The 16,877-nt window shown below is 61.7% G+C and carries 12 protein-coding genes and 1 pseudogene; 6 read left to right on the top strand and 7 right to left on the bottom strand.

The genetic code is table 11. The features are described from left to right. Nucleotides 1-59: 59 nt before the first annotated feature. Nucleotides 60-1,442, bottom strand: a complete 1,383-nt coding sequence (locus Q8K09_RS19900; RefSeq protein WP_305256728.1) for an NAD(P)-binding domain-containing protein — start codon at nucleotides 1,440-1,442, stop codon at nucleotides 60-62. 345 nt (nucleotides 1,443-1,787) lie between these two features. On the opposite strand from Q8K09_RS19900, the gene Q8K09_RS19905 reads away from it, so the two are divergent. The 3 genes from Q8K09_RS19905 to Q8K09_RS19915 are packed head-to-tail and all read left to right on the top strand — an operon-like array spanning nucleotide 1,788 to nucleotide 4,338. Then, the gene (locus Q8K09_RS19905) at nucleotides 1,788-2,894 is read left to right on the top strand and encodes an ATP-binding protein (protein ID WP_305256729.1); all 1,107 of its coding nucleotides are present in this window, start codon (nucleotides 1,788-1,790) and stop codon (nucleotides 2,892-2,894) included. Continuing rightward, on the top strand, nucleotides 2,891-3,559 hold the full coding sequence (locus tag Q8K09_RS19910) for a response regulator (RefSeq protein WP_305256730.1): 669 nt from the start codon (nucleotides 2,891-2,893) through the stop codon (nucleotides 3,557-3,559). The genes Q8K09_RS19905 and Q8K09_RS19910 overlap by 4 nt, the downstream gene beginning before the upstream one ends. Next, nucleotides 3,556-4,338, top strand: a complete 783-nt coding sequence (locus Q8K09_RS19915) for a PAS domain-containing protein (RefSeq protein ID WP_305256731.1) — start codon at nucleotides 3,556-3,558, stop codon at nucleotides 4,336-4,338. Before Q8K09_RS19910 ends, Q8K09_RS19915 begins: the two co-directional genes overlap by 4 nt. Before the next feature lie 238 nt (nucleotides 4,339-4,576). Here Q8K09_RS19915 and adeC read toward each other — a convergent pair whose 3' ends face one another. Genes adeC through Q8K09_RS19930 form a run of 3 tightly spaced genes read right to left on the bottom strand, consistent with a single transcriptional unit; the run spans nucleotide 4,577 to nucleotide 10,323 of the window. Continuing rightward, nucleotides 4,577-6,025, bottom strand: coding sequence for an AdeC/AdeK/OprM family multidrug efflux complex outer membrane factor (gene adeC, locus Q8K09_RS19920; RefSeq protein ID WP_305256732.1), 1,449 nt, complete (start codon nucleotides 6,023-6,025; stop codon nucleotides 4,577-4,579). After that, the gene (locus tag Q8K09_RS19925) at nucleotides 6,022-9,171 is read right to left on the bottom strand and encodes an efflux RND transporter permease subunit (RefSeq protein WP_305256733.1); all 3,150 of its coding nucleotides are present in this window, start codon (nucleotides 9,169-9,171) and stop codon (nucleotides 6,022-6,024) included. Before Q8K09_RS19925 ends, adeC begins: the two co-directional genes overlap by 4 nt. A 3-nt stretch (nucleotides 9,172-9,174) precedes the next feature. Next, entirely contained in the window at nucleotides 9,175-10,323 is a 1,149-nt protein-coding gene (locus Q8K09_RS19930; protein ID WP_305256734.1) for an efflux RND transporter periplasmic adaptor subunit, read from the bottom strand. Between the two features lie 232 nt (nucleotides 10,324-10,555). Here Q8K09_RS19930 and Q8K09_RS19935 point away from each other — a divergent pair, with 232 nt between their 5' ends. Further along, complete coding sequence (locus tag Q8K09_RS19935) at nucleotides 10,556-11,188, top strand: TetR family transcriptional regulator (protein ID WP_305256735.1); 633 nt, start codon at nucleotides 10,556-10,558, stop codon at nucleotides 11,186-11,188. A 438-nt stretch (nucleotides 11,189-11,626) separates the two neighbouring features. Here Q8K09_RS19935 and Q8K09_RS19940 read toward each other — a convergent pair whose 3' ends face one another. The 3 genes from Q8K09_RS19940 to Q8K09_RS19950 all read right to left on the bottom strand — a co-directional run bounded on the left by Q8K09_RS19940 (nucleotide 11,627) and on the right by Q8K09_RS19950 (nucleotide 14,665). Continuing rightward, a complete protein-coding gene (locus Q8K09_RS19940; RefSeq protein ID WP_305256736.1) occupies nucleotides 11,627-12,670 on the bottom strand; it encodes an LLM class flavin-dependent oxidoreductase in 1,044 nt (347 codons plus the stop codon). Between the two features lie 369 nt (nucleotides 12,671-13,039). Beyond that, on the bottom strand, nucleotides 13,040-13,525 hold the full coding sequence (locus Q8K09_RS19945; RefSeq protein WP_305256737.1) for a flavin reductase family protein: 486 nt from the start codon (nucleotides 13,523-13,525) through the stop codon (nucleotides 13,040-13,042). Nucleotides 13,526-13,648: 123 nt separating this feature from the next. After that, nucleotides 13,649-14,665: an ABC transporter substrate-binding protein gene (locus Q8K09_RS19950; protein ID WP_305256738.1), complete on the bottom strand. Its 1,017-nt coding sequence runs from the start codon at nucleotides 14,663-14,665 to the stop codon at nucleotides 13,649-13,651. 279 nt (nucleotides 14,666-14,944) lie between these two features. On the opposite strand from Q8K09_RS19950, the pseudogene Q8K09_RS21400 reads away from it, so the two are divergent. Then, nucleotides 14,945-15,937, top strand: a pseudogene (locus Q8K09_RS21400) (methyl-accepting chemotaxis protein); the annotation flags it as partial. Further along, complete coding sequence (locus Q8K09_RS21405) at nucleotides 15,935-16,801, top strand: methyl-accepting chemotaxis protein (protein WP_370869588.1); 867 nt, start codon at nucleotides 15,935-15,937, stop codon at nucleotides 16,799-16,801. The pseudogene Q8K09_RS21400 and the gene Q8K09_RS21405, both read left to right, overlap by 3 nt. Nucleotides 16,802-16,877: the final 76 nt, after the last annotated feature.

Here is a 16,877-nt window from a genome sequence, read left to right on the forward strand (position 1 = left end):
ATGCCTACGTGTCGGTGGAATCAGGGATCGCAGCAAGCTGGCTCCTGCAGACGCAGGGCTTAGCCCACCGCCTTTATCGCGGGCCGGCTTTCGGTCAGCGGACTGCCGCCCAGGTAGGCCGCCAGCGAGTCGTCCAGCGCGTCCAGCCAGGGGGTGTGATGGGGCGCCGCCTGGGTGCCGGTCATCAGCGAGCGGTAGCACTTGTTGCGGTAGCCCATGATGTCTTCGTACTTGTCGTGCTTCCATTCCAGGAAGGTCTGGTTCACGGCGCCGATGTCGAAGCTCGGGTAGTCGGTGGCGTCGATCAGTTGCTGGATATAGGCGCCCTGGAACTCGAACATTTCCTGGGCGTTTTGCAACTGGTCCTCGCGAGTCCGCCAGGCCTGGTCATCGGCCAGGCGTGCGGCCTGTTCCGGCAGGGCGATACGGCCGAGGATCACGTCGCGGGCGAACCAGGCCTGGGCATCGAACATGTTGAAGCTGTACCACTGGTCCTGCATGCCGAGGTACAGCAGCTTGGGGTTGTTCTCCCAGAAGATGCCCTTGTACAGATTGAGCGGCCACAGGCGGTTGTCGGTCTTCAGTCGGAGCGACTCGGGCAGGAAGGAAAAATGGTGCTGGTAGCCGGTGCACAGGATGATCGCGTCGACGTGCTTGTGGCTGCCATCGGCGAAGTAAGCGGTGTCGCCTTCGACCCGTTGCAGCAGCGGTTTTTCTTCCCAGTTGGCCGGCCATTTGTAGCCCATGGGCGCACTGCGGTAGCAGCTGGTGATCGAGCGCGCACCGTACTTGTAGCACTGCGAACCGATGTCTTCGGCGGAGTAGCTGCTGCCGACCACCAGTACATCCTTGCCTTTGAATTCCAGCGCATCGCGAAAGTCATGGGCATGCAGCACGCGCCCGCCGAAGCTCTCGAAACCCTGGAAATAGGGCACGTTCGGCGTGGAGAAATGGCCGCTGGCACAGATCACGTAGTCGAAGTTTTCGCTGTAGGTCAGGTCGCTGGCGTGGTCATGCACGGTGACGCTGAACAGGCCGCTGGCCTCGTCGAACTCGACCATCCGCGCGGCGGTATTGAAGCGGATGTACTGGCGTACGCCGGCCTTTTCCACCCGGCCCTGAATGTAGTCCCAGAGCACTTCGCGCGGCGGGTAGGAGCCGATGGGGCGGCCGAAATGCTCGTCAAAGGTGTAGTCGGCGAACTCCAGGCACTCCTTGGGACCGTTGGACCACAGGTAGCGGTACATGCTGCCGTGTACCGGCTCGCCGTGCTCGTCCAGGCCGGTGCGCCAGGTGTAGTTCCACATGCCGCCCCAGTCCGCTTGTTTTTCGAAGCACACCAGCTCGGGAATCTCCGCGCCTTTGGCGGCGGCGGACTGAAAGGCACGCAGTTGGGCCAGGCCGCAGGGGCCGGCACCGATGATGGCAACACGAGTGGTCATGGTGGTTCTCCTCGAAGGTCTTGATGGGGTTCTGAGAAACAATCTTTCTCTGTGGGAAATAAATCAGTGGAGTCAGCCTGCAAGGAAACGCGCCTGTTGGGGATACCCTGTTGTGGGTAGTTGCTGGTAAATCCGCGTGTGCCACGGGGCGGCCAAGCCCAGCGTGCATGCGCCATGAGCAGGCAAGGCTGCCTGTTGTTGGTGCGCTTTTGCGCCTTCTAAAGTCTTGTCGAATAGTTCCTGTAGGGAAATTTAGTTTCTTTTGGGTGTGTTTGGTGATCTGCCATGCAAGGGGCATGGAACTTGCTCTCAGACCCGCTAACGGCTGTGCGCGGAGGAGGGCGGATGCTGATATCACTGAGTCGTAACCGCGCCTCGCTCTGGAGCGGTTGGCGCGTGCGCCGGCAAGACTGGCAGGGCGCCTTGCACAACCTGCCGTTGCGCCTGTTGCAGCAGCCGGGCAGCGATGCGCCGCTGCAACAGCTGCTGGCGCTGTTGCCGGCCGCGTTGGGCGCGCGGCATGCCGCGCTACTGTTGCCCCATGCCGGCGGCTGGCGACAGCTGGGTGCTAGCGGCGAGCTGTCGGATTGCCCGCTGCATGGCGCGGCCATGAGCCCGGCCGGTCTGGCTGGCGTGCAGCTGTGTTCGGTCTGCCAGGCCAACGGGCGCTACCACCTGGTGTGCGGTCTGGAATTGGGCGAGGAGCGTCAGGCGCTGTTGCTGCTGGCTTACCCGCGGTTACCGGGGCGCGCGGCGCGCGCCGAACTGGCAGCAGTCGCGGTGCAACTGGCCGAGGTGCTGCGGGCCTTTAGCCAGGATCGCCAGTTGCGCCGCCGCGAGCTGGCGGCCGAACGCGGCGTACTGGCCCGCGAGCTGCACGACAGTGTGGCGCAGCAACTGGCTTATCTGCAGATTCGCGCCTGCCGTCTGCAGGCGGTATTGGCGCAGCCGGCGGCGCCTGAACAGGTCGACGCCATGCTGGTCGATCTGCGCCAGACCCTGCAGCTCATGCACCGTCAGGTGCGCGAGCTGATCAGCACCGCGCGCCTGACCATGGACGGCTGCACCCTGCGCCAGGCGCTGGAGGCCACGGTGGAGGAGTTCGCCCGGCGCAGCAGTTGTGTGTTCGCCCTGGATAACCGTCTGGCCGACGATGCGCTGGGCAGCGAAGCCGAATTGCAGATCCTGCAGATCATCCGCGAAGCCCTGGCCAATGTGGTGCGCCACTCCCATGCGCGGCGGGTGCTGATCAGCCTGCGGGCGCAAGCGGCTGGCGGGATCGAGGTGCAGGTGCGCGACGATGGCGTCGGCATGCCCGGCGATCTGCCCAGCGATGGTCATTTCGGCCTGCGCATCATGCGTGAGCGCGCCGCCGCCATCGGTGCGCAGTTGCAGATCCTGCCGCAACAGCCGCACGGCACCTGTATCCAGCTGTGCTGGAGGCGCGTATGAGCGGAGCCTGGCGTTTGTTGCTGGTCGACGATCACCCGTTGCTGCGCCGTGGGCTGGCCGAACTGTTGAACGCCAGCGGCGATTTTATCGTGGTCGGCATGGCCAGTGAGGGCCAGGCGGGGTTGCAACTGGCCTGCGAGCTGCAGCCGGATATGGTCCTGCTCGACTGGCATATGCCCGGTCTTGGCGGCCTGGCCACCCTCGGCGCACTCAAGCGCGAGCTGCCGGAGTGTCCAGTGCTGGTGCTGACCGCCTCGGCCGCGCGCGATGATCTGCTGGCCGCGCTGCATGCCGGTGCCGACGGCTACCTGCTCAAGGACCGCGAACCGGAGGCGCTGCTGGCCACCCTGCAAGCCTGCCGCAGTGGCCGTGCGCCGCTGGACCCCGCGCTGCTGGTGCTGTTGGCCAATGCCCCGCGCGATGCCGCACCGCTGACGGCGGCACCGGCGGTAGAGCTGACCGAGCGCGAGCAGCAGACCCTGGCACTGATTGCCGAGGGCATGAACAACAAGCTGATTGCCCGGCAACTGGGGATCAGCGACGGCACGGTGAAAATCCACGTCAAGCATCTGCTGGGCAAGCTCAACCTGCACTCGCGCCTGGAACTGGCGGCCTGGGTGCATCGCCACGGCTTGCCCGGCACTGGTAGCGGAGAGCGGCCATGAAATTGATACACGCCTGGCAGCAGAGTTGGGCTTGGCTGACCGCCCGCGAACCGGCGCAGTCGCCCGACGCCAGCTGGGATGACTGCATCGATGCACTGCCGCTGGCCCTGGTGCGCCTGGATCGCCACGGGCGGATGCTCCGGCTCAACCGCAGCTGGGAAGAGTTGAGCGGTTATGCCGTGGCAGACTGCCTGCAGCTCAGTCATGCGCAATTCCTGCATATCGAGGATCAGCCGCTGTGGCAGCAGGCGCTGCAAGACGCCAGCAGCGGTGTCCAGGTGCTGTTGCTGCGCTATCTGCGCCGCTCGGGGGAGTTGTGCTGGGCCGAGGTGCGCGTGCGCCGACAGGGCGCGGGCTTTGTCGCCAGCCTGGGCGACATCAGCGAGCAGATGCCACAGCGTCAGGCACTGCAGGCCCGTCACCGCAGCCTGAGCAACCTGCTCGATGGCTTGCCGCTGATGATCTACCGCTGTCGTAATAACCGGCACTGGAGCATGGAGTACGTCAGCGCCGGCTGCCTGCAACTGACCGGCTATGCCCCGCAGCAACTGATCGACAGCAACCGCCTGACGTTCAATAGCCTGATCCATCCGGCGGATCGCGAACGGGTCTGGCATGAGGTGCAGCAAGGCCTCGGCGAGCGTTGCGCCTTTGTCATGCGCTACCGCCTGGTGTGCGCCGATGGCAGCGAGCGCCCGGTGCTCGAACGCGGTTGCGGCATCTATTCGGATGCCGGCGAGGTGCTGGGTTTGGAGGGTGTGGTGCTGGAAGCCGGCTAGTGCGGCTGCGGCGCACCGTCTTCGACGACGCGCTGCCGCGCAGAAAACTGAGGTAACTGCGTCTATCAGCTGGTAGGTACCTGTAGGAGCGGGCCATGCCCGCGATGCATTTCGCGGGCATGGCCCGCTCCTACAGGGCTCATTTCCTGATTTAATTTCTACTTATAAAACAATGAGTTATTTATTATTTTATAAGAGCGCCCGGCCCAGCCATTCCGGAGCGATCAGCCGCTGCCCATCAACCCTCCGCTGGTACTGCTACCCGCGCGGTCTGATCGGTGCGTTCCACCCAGCCACCGCCGAGCGCTTTGTACAGGTTCACTTCGCTGGCCAGTTGCGCCAGGCGATCAGTGATCAGTGCCTGTTGCGCGCTGAACAACGAGCGCTGGGCATCGAGGAAGGTCAGGTTGCTGTCGATGCCGATGCGGTAGCGGCGCTCGGCCAGGCGGTAGTAGTCCTGGTTGGCTTCGACCAGATCACGCTGGGCCTGGAGTTGCTGCTGGTAGGTCTGGCGCGCAGCCAAGCCATCGGCCACTTCCTGGAAGGCGGTCTGGATGCTCTTCTCGTAGCGGGCGACGCTGATTTCTTTCTGGATCTTCGAGTAATCCAGGCTGGCCCGCAGGCTGCCGGCATTGAAGATCGGCAGGCTGATCTGCGGCTGGAACAACCAGGTGCCCGAGCCGTTGCCCAATAGCCCGGAGAGGTCCGGGCTGAGACTGCCGGCATTGGCGGTCAGGCTGATGCGCGGGAAGAACGCCGCGCGCGCCGCGCCGATGTTGGCATTGGCTGCCTTGAGCAGGTGCTCGGCTTCGAGAATGTCCGGACGCCGTTGCAGCAGGTCGGATGGCAGCCCGGCCGGCAGTTGGCTGAGCAGCTCGGCGTCGAGCGGTTGGCCGGCGGGCAGATCAGCCGGCAGGCCGCTGCCCAGGAGCAGGGCAAGGCCGTTGCGATCTTGCGCGACCAGGCGCTGGTATTGCGCCAGTTTGACCCGGGCAGCTTCGACCGAGGTACGTGACTGGCTCAGGTCGAGCGCCGACGCCACGCCGATCTCGCTGCTGCGCAGGGTCAACCGGTAGCTTTCCTCGAAGGTCTTGAGAGTGTCCTGGGTCAGTTGCAGCAGGGCTTGATCGGCCTGCCAGGTCAGGTAGGCATTGGCGACACTGGCAACCAGGCTGATCTGCGTCGAGCGCCGCGCCTCTTCGCTGGACAGGTAGGTTTCCAGGGCCTGCTGGCTGAGGCTGCGTACGCGACCGAACAGGTCCAGTTCATAGGCGCTGACGCCGAGTGTTGCCGAATACTGGCTGCTGATTCCGGCGCTACCGCTTGGCGCTACGTCGGCGGGCAGGCGTTGCCGGCTGCCGCTGCCATCCGCGCTAAGCGCTGGCAGCAGGTCGGCGCGCTGGATGCGGTATTGCGCGCGGTAGGCCTCGATATTCAAGGCAGCAACACGCAGGTCGCGGTTATTCAGCAGCGCCGTTTCGATCAGCTGCTGCAAAGCCGGGTCGCGGAAGTATTCGCGCCAGCCTTGTTCGGCGGCGGCGATGTCGGCCGCCTCGTTTGGCGCGTAGGCCTGGCCCTGCGGCCATTGGCTGGCCATCGGCGCAGGCGGTTGCTGGTAGTCGGGGATCAGCGAGCAGCCACTGAGCACCAGGGTGGCGACTGCGATGGACACGAGGGTCTTGGTCATTGTGCTGGCTCCTCGCCCAGTGTTTCGCTCTTTTTGCTTTCCTTGCTTTCCTTGCCATGGAACAGAGAAGAGACGACGACGAAGAACAGGGGAACCCAGAAAATCGCCAGGATGGTCGCGCTGGTCATGCCGCCGAGTACCCCGGTACCGATGGCGTGCTGGCTGCCCGAGCCGGCGCCGGTGGAGATGGCCAGTGGCACCACGCCGAGGCCGAAGGCCAGCGAGGTCATGATGATCGGGCGCAAGCGCATGCGACAGGCTTCGATCGCCGCTTCGCTCAGACTTCGCCCTTGTTCGTGCAGCTCCTTGGCGAACTCGACGATCAGAATGGCGTTTTTCGACGCCAGGCCAATGGTCGTCAGCAAGCCGACCTGGAAGTACACATCGTTGGACAGCCCGCGCATGCTGGTGGCCGCCAGGGCGCCAATGATACCCAGGGGCACCACCAGCATCACCGCAATCGGGATCGACCAGCTCTCATACAGGGCCGCCAGGCAGAGGAACACCATCAGCAGCGAGATCGCATACAGGGCCGGAGCTTGCGAGCCGGACAGGCGCTCCTCGTAGGACAGCCCGGTCCAGGAAAAACCGATGCCTGCCGGCAGTTTTTTCGCCAGCGCTTCGACTTCCGCCATGGCCTCACCGGAGCTGTAGCCAGGTGCTGGGGTACCGAGGATTTCCATGGCCGCGACACCGTTGTAACGGGTCAGCTTGGGCGCGCCGTAGATCCACTCGCCACTGGCGAAGGCCGAGAAGGGCACCATCTCGCCGCTGTCGTTGCGCACGTACCACTTGTCCAAGTCTTCCGGGCTCATTCGCGAGCTGGGTTGGCCCTGCAGGTACACCTTCTTCACCCGGCCGCGGTCGATGAAATCGTTGACGTAGCTGCCACCCAGGGCAATCGACAGGGTCTGGTTGATGTTTGCCAGGGTCACCCCGAGGGCGCTGGCGCGTTCGTCGTCGATGCTCAGTTGGTACTGCGGTTCGTCGTTCAGCCCGTTGGGGCGTACGCCCGCCAGCACCTTGCTTTTCGCGGCCATACCGAGGAACTGGTTGCGCGCTTCCATCAGTTTGTCGTGGCCAAGCCCGGCGCGATCCTGAAGGAATACGTCGAAGCCGCTGGCGTTGCCCAATTCCATGACTGCCGGCGGCACGAAGGCGAACACCATGGCGTCACGCAAACTGAAGAAGTGCTGTTGCGCGCGTTGCGCCACGTTGAACACGCTGTTCTCCGCCGTGCGTTCGCCCCAGGGCTTGAGCATGATGAAGGCCATGCCCGAGCTCTGGCCGCGACCGGCGAAGTTGAAACCGGTGACGGTGAATACCGAGTTGACTGCATCCGCCTCGGCGCTGAGCAGGTGGCTGCGCATCTCGTCGACCACCACCTGGGTGCGTTCTGCGGTAGAGCCAGCCGGCGTTTGCACCTGGGCGAACAATACGCCCTGATCTTCTTCCGGGAGGAAGGTCGTGGGGATGCGGGTAAATAGCACGACCATACCAATGACGATCAGCAGGTAGGCCAGCAGGTACGGCAGTTTGTGCCGCAGCATGCTTGCGACGCCGCGCTCATAGCGTTGCACGCCGCTGTCGAAGCTACGGTTGAACCAGCCGAAGAAACCGCGCTTGGGCGCATGCTCGCCTTTGGCAATCGGCTTGAGCATGGTCGCGCACAGCGCTGGGGTGAATATCAGCGCGACCAGCACCGACAGCACCATGGCCGAGACGATGGTGATCGAGAACTGCTGGTAGATCACCCCGGTCGAACCGCTGAAGAACGCCATCGGCAGCAGCACGGCGGTCAAGACCAGGCCGATGCCGACCAGCGCACCCTGGATCTGACCCATGGATTTGCGCGTGGCTTCTTTCGGTGACAGGCCCTCTTCAGCCATCACTCGTTCGACGTTCTCCACCACCACGATGGCATCGTCGACCAGCAGGCCGATCGCCAGCACCATGCCGAACATGGTCAGGGTATTGATGCTGAAACCGAAGGCGGCGAGCACGCCGAAGGTGCCGAGCAGCACCACCGGCACCGTCATGGTGGTGATCACCGTGGCGCGGAAGTTCTGCAGAAACAGGTACATCACCAGAAACACCAGGGCAACGGCTTCGAGCAGGGTGTACACCACGCCGGAAATCGACTCGGTCACCACCGGTGTGGTGTCGTACGGGAACACCACTTCCATGCCTGGCGGGAAGAAGGGTTCTAGTTCGGCAATCGTGGCGCGCAGGGCCTTGGCGGTTTCCAGGGCGTTGGCACCGGTCGCCAACTTGACGGCCAGGCCAGAGGCCGGCTTGCCGTTGAACTGGGCGCTGACACCATAGTTTTCGCCGCCCAGGGCGACCTCGGCTACATCACTCAGGCGTACTTGCGAGCCGTCCGGGTTGACCTTGAGCAGGATGGCTTTGAATTGCTCGGCGCTCTGCAGGCGGGTCTTGCCGATGATGGTGGCGTTCAATTGCTGGCCTTGCACAGCCGGCAAACCGCCGAGTTGACCCGAGGAGACCTGGACGTTCTGCGCGGTAATGGCGCTCTTTACGTCCATCGGCGTCAGCTGGAAGTTGTTCAGCTTGGCCGGATCGAGCCAGATGCGCATGGCGTACTGGGCGCCGAACACCTGGAAGTCACCGACGCCTGCAGTGCGCGAGATCGGGTCCTGCATGTTGGAGACGATGTAGTTGGCCAGGTCGTCCTTGTTCATGCTGCCGTCCTGGGAGACCAGGCCGATCACCATCAGGAAGTTCTTTACCGCCTTGGTCACACGGATGCCCTGCTGCTGAACTTCTTGCGGCAGTAGCGGGGTGGCCAGGTTGAGTTTGTTCTGTACCTGTACCTGGGCGGTGTCCGGGTTGGTGCCCTGGTTGAAGGTGGCGGTGATGGCCATGCTGCCGTCGGAATTACTTTCCGAGGTCACATAACGCAAGTTGTCGATGCCGTTGAGCTGCTGCTCGATAACCTGCACCACTGTGTCCTGCACCGTCTGTGCCGACGCGCCCGGGTAGCTCACGGCGATGGCAATGGCCGGCGGCGCGATGCTCGGGTATTGGTTGATGGGCAGCTTGAGCAGCGACAGCGCACCGACCAACATGATGACCAGGGCAATCACCCAGGCGAAGATGGGCCGATCAATAAAGAATTTCGACATGCCTTACTCCCCTTGGGCGCTAGTGTTTGCGGTGTCAGGGGACGGGTTAGCGACCTTTACATTGCTCGCCTCGCTGACGCTGACTTCGTCGCCGGGCTTGATGAACTGCAGGCCTTCGGTGATCAGGCGGTCGCCGCTGTGCAAACCGTCATTGATCAGCCACTGATCGCCGATGGTGCGGTCGGCCTTGAGTTCACGCAGTTCTACCTTGTTGTCCTGATTGACTACCAAGGCCGTGGGTTGGCCTTTCATATTGCGGGTTACGCCTTGTTGCGGGGCGAGGATTGCCTCGCTGTTGACCCCGGCCTGCAACTGGGCATGAACGAACATGCCCGGTAGCAGATGCTGATTCGGGTTAGGAAACACTGCGCGCAGCGTCACCGAGCCGGTGCCTTCATCGACCGATACTTCGGCAAACTCCAGCTGGCCAGACTCCGCGTATTCGCTGCCATCCTCCAGGATCAGCTTGACCCTGGCGGCATTCTCGCTGGCTTTCTGCAGCTGCCCGCTGGCCAGTTCCCGGCGTAGCTTGAGCATTTCAACCGATGACTGGGTGACGTCGACATAGATCGGATCCAGCTGCTGGATGACCGCCATGGCGTTGCTCTGGCCACTACTGACCAGCGCGCCTTCGGTTATCGCCGAGCGACCGATGCGCCCGGAGATCGGCGCCAGCACCTTGGTGTAGCGCAGATTGATCTGCGCGCTTTGCACAACGGCTTCGGCTTGCAGGCGTTTGGCTTGCGCCTCATCGAACTCCTGACGGCTGACGGCCTGCTCATCGACCAGCAATTTGTAGCGGTCCGCCAGGGATTTGCTCGACTGCAGCGAGGCCTGCGCACTTTTCAGGGTCGCTTCATAGATCGAGGGATCGATCTGATACAGCTGCTGCCCGGCTTTGACCTCGCGGCCCTCGGCGAACAGGCGCTTGAGGATGATGCCGTTGACCTGTGGGCGCACTTCAGCAATGCGGTACGCGGTGGTGCGCCCCGGCAGCTCTGAGGTCAGGGTGAAGGCCTGCGTTTGCAGGGTAACCACGCCAACCTTGGGCAGTTCTGCGGCAGGCGCCGCTTCTTCCTGTTGGCAGCCGCTGAGCAGTGCGGTCAAGGCGGCGGCGGTTACCAGCGCGGGGAAAAGTCCAGTGAATCGCATGTGAGCCTCGGTCAGGAGCGTGGCAAGACGCTTGAGCAAAATGCCAGTGACAAATTTGGATTAGGGCTTGGATAAGTAGCGTGCTAATCAATATACTTACGTTCGAGAATGTTTGTAAGTGGTTTTTAATACGTAGAAGCAACAACGTGTAAAAAAACGGCCGAAGGCTCAAAGAAAGCCGCGCCTAAAAATAGAGTCCTGCGTGAAGCCATCCTGATTGAGGGTTACTGCCATGGTTCGTCGTACCAAAGAGGAGGCTCAGCAGACGCGCTGCCAGATACTCGAAGCGGCTGAGAAAGCCTTCTATGAGCGCGGTATATCGCGCACCACGCTGGCCGAAATTGCCGGTATTGCCGGCGTGACGCGCGGCGCGATCTACTGGCATTTCAAGGACAAGGCCGGCCTGCTGCAGGCCATGCTGAAGAGTTTGCATGAGCCTCTGGACGAACTGGCCACGGCTGGCGAAAACCCCGATGGGGCCGACCCGCTGGGCTGCATGCGTCAGCTGCTGATCACGCTGTTGCAGCGGGTTGCGCTGGATGCAAAAACCCGCAGGATCACTGAAATCCTCTTTCACCGCTGCGAACTCACCGACGAGATGAGCGACTTGCGCCAGCAGCGCAGAACCGACAGCCTGGAATGCAACGGGCGCATTGATCAGTCACTGCGCAATGCGATCCTCCGCGGGCAACTCCCGGCAACCCTGGATACCGCGCGCGCAGCGATCTGCCTGCATGCCTACATCGATGGCCTGCTCAGTCAGTGGCTGCTGGTGCCGGAAAGTTTCTCGCTGCAACACGATGCCGAAATGCTGGTCGATAGCGCCCTGGACATGCTGCGCGAAAGCCAGGCGTTGCGCCGGTAGGCAGGCCGTGGCTCGGGGTTGCGGGCGTTGTGTGGTTAGTCACTCGCCTAGCGGATCTTGCGCAGGCAGCAGAAGACTCATGCCGAGACACGAACAAGAGACAAGCCTTGCTCTGGCGCCGTTGAAGCGCGGATACCACTACAGGGAGCTACTTTTATTGAGCCTGTAGCCACGATTGTTCCGTGAGAGGCGCTCCGGAAACTATTTGCCAGGCGCTATTCTGCATGTCCGTAACAGGGCCGTGCAGGCTTTCCAGTTGCATCGTGGCGGTGATCATGGCGTTGTCGACCATCTCATTGGGCGCGTTGCCAGATCGCCCGATCTGGCAACGCTAACCTAGGGGCAGTGAAAAATCTTGCGTGCACGGCCGTCTTCAAGCCTGACTCCTTCTGAGTCTGTCTTGCCGCTACGGTTGATATTTCCACAGCCTCTACTGACTCAGATAAACGCCGGCACCACGTGCTTGATGAACAGCTCCAGCGACTTCTTCTTCTCGGCATGGGGCAGGCTGTTGTCGGCCCAGAAGCTGAATTCGTCGACGCCCAGTTCCTGGTAATAACGGATGCGCGCGATGACTTCTTCGGGGGTGCCGATCATGGTGTTCTTGCGGATGTTCTCCAGCTCGAACTCTGGGCGACCCTCGAATTTTTCTTCTGGGCTCGGTGGCAGGATGCCGTTGACCGGGCTTTGCTTATTGCCGAACCAGGCATCGAAGGTGCGGTAGAAGCGCGAGATGGCAGCGGCGCCAACCTTCCAGCCTTCGCTGTCTTCAGGGCTGTAGACGTGGGTGTGGCGAAGCACCATCAGTTGCGGACGTGGCACTTCTGGGTTGTTTGCCAGGGCGGCTTCGAACTTGTTCTTCAGGTCGACCACTTCCTCGTCGCCCTTCATCAAAGGGGTGACCATCACGTTGCAGCCGTTCTTCACCGCGAAGTTGTGCGAGTCCGGATCACGCGCGGCGATCCAGATTGGCGGGGTAGGCGTCTGGATCGGCCGAGGCGAGGAGGTGGATAGGGGGAACTTCCAGATCTCGCCATCGTGGGCGTAGTCGCCCTGCCACAGTGCCTTGACCACAGGAACCATCTCGCGCAGATGCTGGCCGCCGGAAGAAGCCGGCATGCCGCCTGCCAATCGGTCGAATTCATACTGATAGGCGCCACGGGCCAAGCCGACTTCCATGCGACCGTTACTGATCACGTCGAGCAGGGCGCATTCACCTGCAACCCGGATGGGGTGCCAGAACGGCGCGATGATGGTGCCGGCACCGAGGCGGATGGTCGTGGTTTTTGCTGCCAGATAAGCCAATAGGGGCATCGGACTTGGCGAGATGGTGTATTCCATCGAGTGGTGCTCGCCAATCCAGACGGTGCTGAAGCCACCGGCTTCGGCCATCAGCGTCAATTCGGTAAGGTTCTCGAAGAGCTGGCGGTGGCTGACTTGCTCATCGTAGCGCTCCATATGGACGAACAACGAAAATTTCATGAAGAGTTCCTCGAATCTGTTTTTGTTCGGCCCGTGATCGGCCGGTTGCGGTCAAGCGTGCACTGCGCTTGTGTTTTGCTGATTCCGCTCGTGTCAGGGTGATGCTGCAAGCAAGGCAAGACGGATCATTAAATTCTGGTATACCATAATACGAAATGGCTGCAAGATATTTCTGCCTGACGTGTCGGGTTCAGACAAGTGGCGCGGCTACCCTTGCGCGCAAATGAGCGGCGACTGCTGCGCTGATCGCTCGGTTCGGGCTGGGCTTACTAGTCGTCGGGTGCACATTCTTGCACTGCTACTCAGTGCTGCCCGGACCACGGCGGCAGCAGGGCATTACCGCTGCAACACGTTGCATGCGATGGCTTGTCAGGCGAAGGCGTGCAGGGCGCCCATCTTGCCGTGGCAGTAGATCATGGGGGCGACCTGCTGCTGCGGCACAATCAGGTTCTTGATGGCGCCTACCATGATGGCGTGGTCGCCACCTTCGTACTCGCGCCAGAGCTCGCACTCGATGATCGCCGTGGCATTACTCAGCAGCGGGTTGCCGAGTTCGCTCAGGCGCCATTCGATGCCCTGCGTCTTGTCTTTACCCTTGCTGGCGAATGCATAAGCTTCATGTTTCTGGTCGGCGGTCAGCACGTGAATGGCGAACTGCTTGCGAGCGATCAGGATCGGATAGGAGTCTGAGTTGTAGTTTGGGCAGAATAGAACCAGGGCCGGCTCCATGGACAGCGAGCTGAAGGCGCTGGCGGTCAGGCCGACCATCTCGCCCTCGTCATTCAGGGTGGTGATGACAGTGACTCCCGAGGGAAAGGAGCCCATGACCTGCTTGTAGACGACTTGATTGATCATTTCGTGCAGCCTCTTTTATTCGTACACGCCATTATTATGATCTTATGGTATACCATAATATGAGTTATGCAAGCTTATCGGAGCGCTCGCCATCGGCAGTCAAATTTCAGGATGAGAGGCTGGTTACTGCGCCTGCCAGGCGTTCCAGCGCTGGCTGATGGCTTCGCTATTCTTGCTCCAGTATTTGACGTTCAGCGTGATCTGACTGTCCTTATGAGCGCTGGGTAGGTTCCCGGACAGTTCTGGTGGAATCAGCGCTTCGCTGCTCAGGCTGACCGGTGCATAACCGGTGAGGCTTGCGAAAGCCGCTTGGGCTTTGGGCTTGCTGGCGTAGCCGAGAAACTGTTTGGCGGCCTCGACATTTTTTGAGCCACGGGGGATCACCAGAAAATCACCGGTCACCAGGTTCTGCCGCCAAGTGATATCAACTGTCGCGCCCCCCTGTTTCAAGGCATGCACGCGGCCGTTCCAGAACATGCCCAGGTTTGCCTGTCCAGACGAGAGCAAGGCCTGGGACTCGTCGCCGCTGCCCCACCAGAGGATGTGTTGCTTGATGGTGTCGAGTTTACGGAAGGCCCGATCCAGATCCAGTGGGTAAAGACTCTCAGGTGCAACCCCATCAGCCAGCAAGGCCATCTCCAGTACACCGGGGCTTGGCCACTTATAAAGTGAGCGTTTACCGGGGTATTTTTCTGTATCGAACAGGGCTGCCCAGCCCTCTGGTACATGGGCCAGTTGCGCGGTGTTGTAACCGAGCACGAAGGAAAAGTAGAAAGAGCCAACACCATAAACGGTGACGAAGCGTGGATCGATGTCGCGTTGTGCGATCTGTTTAAGATCCAGCGGTTCAAGCAACCCTTCGCGGCCAGCGCGCAGGGCAAAGTCTGCCTCGACGTCGACCACGTCCCATGTGACGTTACCGCTCAGCACCATCGCTCGGAATGCGTTGTAGTCAGTGGGGCCTGTCGACCGCACCTGGATACCCGTTTCCTGGGTAAAGGGAGCGATCCAGGTGTCCTCCTGCGCGGCCTGAGTCGAGCCACCCCAGCTAACAAACGTGAGTGCCTGTTCTGCCTGAACAGATAGGTTTGCGGACAGCAGCGTTGCGCCTAGCACCATCGTCAATAATTTCCTGCCCATATGCGCTGTTTCCTCTTGCGGTCACTTTGGGTGGCGGGCAGGTAACCTGACATGGTATTCCGCTTATTGGTATACCATAATATTCATTTTGGATGATTTAACGGGGGGATCTGTGCGTTGTCTCTCGGTCGCGAGTGGCCTGAGGCGAATGTTGGATACCAGAGCATCGATCCGCAGTGCAGTTCCGTTTTCTAGGGGAAAGAAATGTTCGGACGATTGGAGAACCTCAGTACCACTATTAAGCTCGCTGGCGGTTTCAGCTTGGTCTTGGTGTTGACTATGGTCACTGCCGGGACTGGCTGGTGGAGCATCAGCGCGCTGCTCGAGCGCAGCGACCGCCTGAATGCCCTGGATCGCTTGGTGCCGCTATCAACAAATCTGCGCGGAGCGCAGGTGTCTTACCAGCACAGTGGCCGCGAGGACGACGGCGAACAAGTGGCGCAGGCTCTCAGGGCCTTGCAAGAGCATCAGCATCGACTTGGCGACGACATCCCAAGCGCCCAGACGGAACTGTCGCTGAACGGCCAGATAGAAGATTCAGCGGCATACGGCCAGGCCTTCGAACGTCAGGTTGCGGCGTTCGCCCGGCGTGCCGAAGCCGCGAGCCGGCTAGGCGAGAGCGCCGAGATGGCACTGGCGGCGATAGGTAAGGTCGAGGAGCGTATCGCCGGGAACACCAGTCCAGAACTGTACTCCGGACAGCGTATGGGGCAGTTCAAGGCAATAGTTGAGCTGGCACGCAAGATCGGTGAAGTCCGCTATGCCCTGCGCGGTTATCTGCAATCGGGGAACCTGGAGATGGAGCAGCAGGCGGTGAAGGCCATCGCCGAAACGCTGACTGAGTTGCAGCGGCGCCTAAACAGTGCAGCGGCCAGCGATGCGCCGCTGATGCGGGCGGCCGAGGAGGCGTTGCTCAGTTATCAGCAAGCCATTGCTCATTACCGGGAGGCTAATGCAGCCACCCTGGATGCGGCTCGTGATATGAGCGCGCTCGACGATTCGATCCAGGCGTCAAGCCGAACGCTCAGTGAGCATCAGGTGGCGCTGCGTGACAGTGAGTCGAGGCAGGCTTACGGGTTGTTGGTTATCTCCAGTGTGCTCGCGCTTGGCTGCGGCCTGGTTGCTGCCTGGGCGATCACGCGGCAGATCGTTTTACCTTTGCGGCAAACGCTTGCACTTGCCCAGCGCATTGCCTGCGGCGACCTTAGCCATGCACCGAAGGTCAGTCGGCGCGATGAGCTCGGTCAATTGCAGACCAGCATCAGCGACATGACTCAAGGGTTGGGGGAGCTCGTTGGGCATATTCGCGACGGTGTGGGGCAGTTGGACGGGGCCGCCAAGGGGCTAGCGGAGGTCACCCGGCAGAGCCGATCAGGCTCCCACCAACAGAATCTGGAGATCACCCAGGTGGCTACCGCCGTCACCCAGATGGCAAGCTGCGCCCTAGGTGTCGCACAGCATGCGGAGGAGGCATCGCGTATGTCGCAGCAGGCGGATAAGGATGCACGTCGCGGCGATGCCTTGACCTGCGAAGCAGTGGCGCACATGGACAACCTGACCGGCGAGATGAGCCAGGCTGGGGCGGCCATGGATGAGTTGCTGCAGGAGTGCCTTAAGGTCGGCAGCGTGATGGATGTGATCAAGGGGTTGTCCGAGCAGACTAACCTGTTGGCATTAAATGCTGCGATCGAGGCGGCGCGTGCGGGCGAGGCTGGGCGCGGTTTCGCCGTGGTGGCTGATGAGGTTCGCAGCCTTGCGCAGCGCACCCAGCGTTCGGCCAGCGAAACGGAGCTGCGGATTACCGGTTTGCAGGCGCTGTCCCGCCAGGCTGCCGCGCGCATGCTCATCAGTCGCGATCTGACCGATAGCAGCGTGGCCTTGATCCGCCGGGCTGGCGAGTCGCTTAATCAGATCACTGCGTCGGTCTCCAGCATACAGTCTATGAACCTGCAGATCGCCACCGCCGCTGAGGAGCAGAGCCTGGTGGCCGAGCAGATTCAGAACAGTGTGATCAAGGTGCGTGAGTTGGCAGAGGACGGTTCACAGGCCGGTGATGTGACCGCCTCGGCCAGCGCCGAACTGGTGCAACTGGGGCAGGAGCTGCAGGTACGGGTTAGTCGCTTCCAGCTGTCTTGAGCCTCAGCGCTTGCGCAGCGCTACGGCTCACTGTTCGTGGCCGGCCACGCAATTGAGTTCCTTGGTTCAGGCAAGG

Source organism: Pseudomonas sp., from assembly GCF_030683065.1.
Classification (GTDB): Bacteria; Pseudomonadota; Gammaproteobacteria; order Pseudomonadales; family Pseudomonadaceae; genus Aquipseudomonas.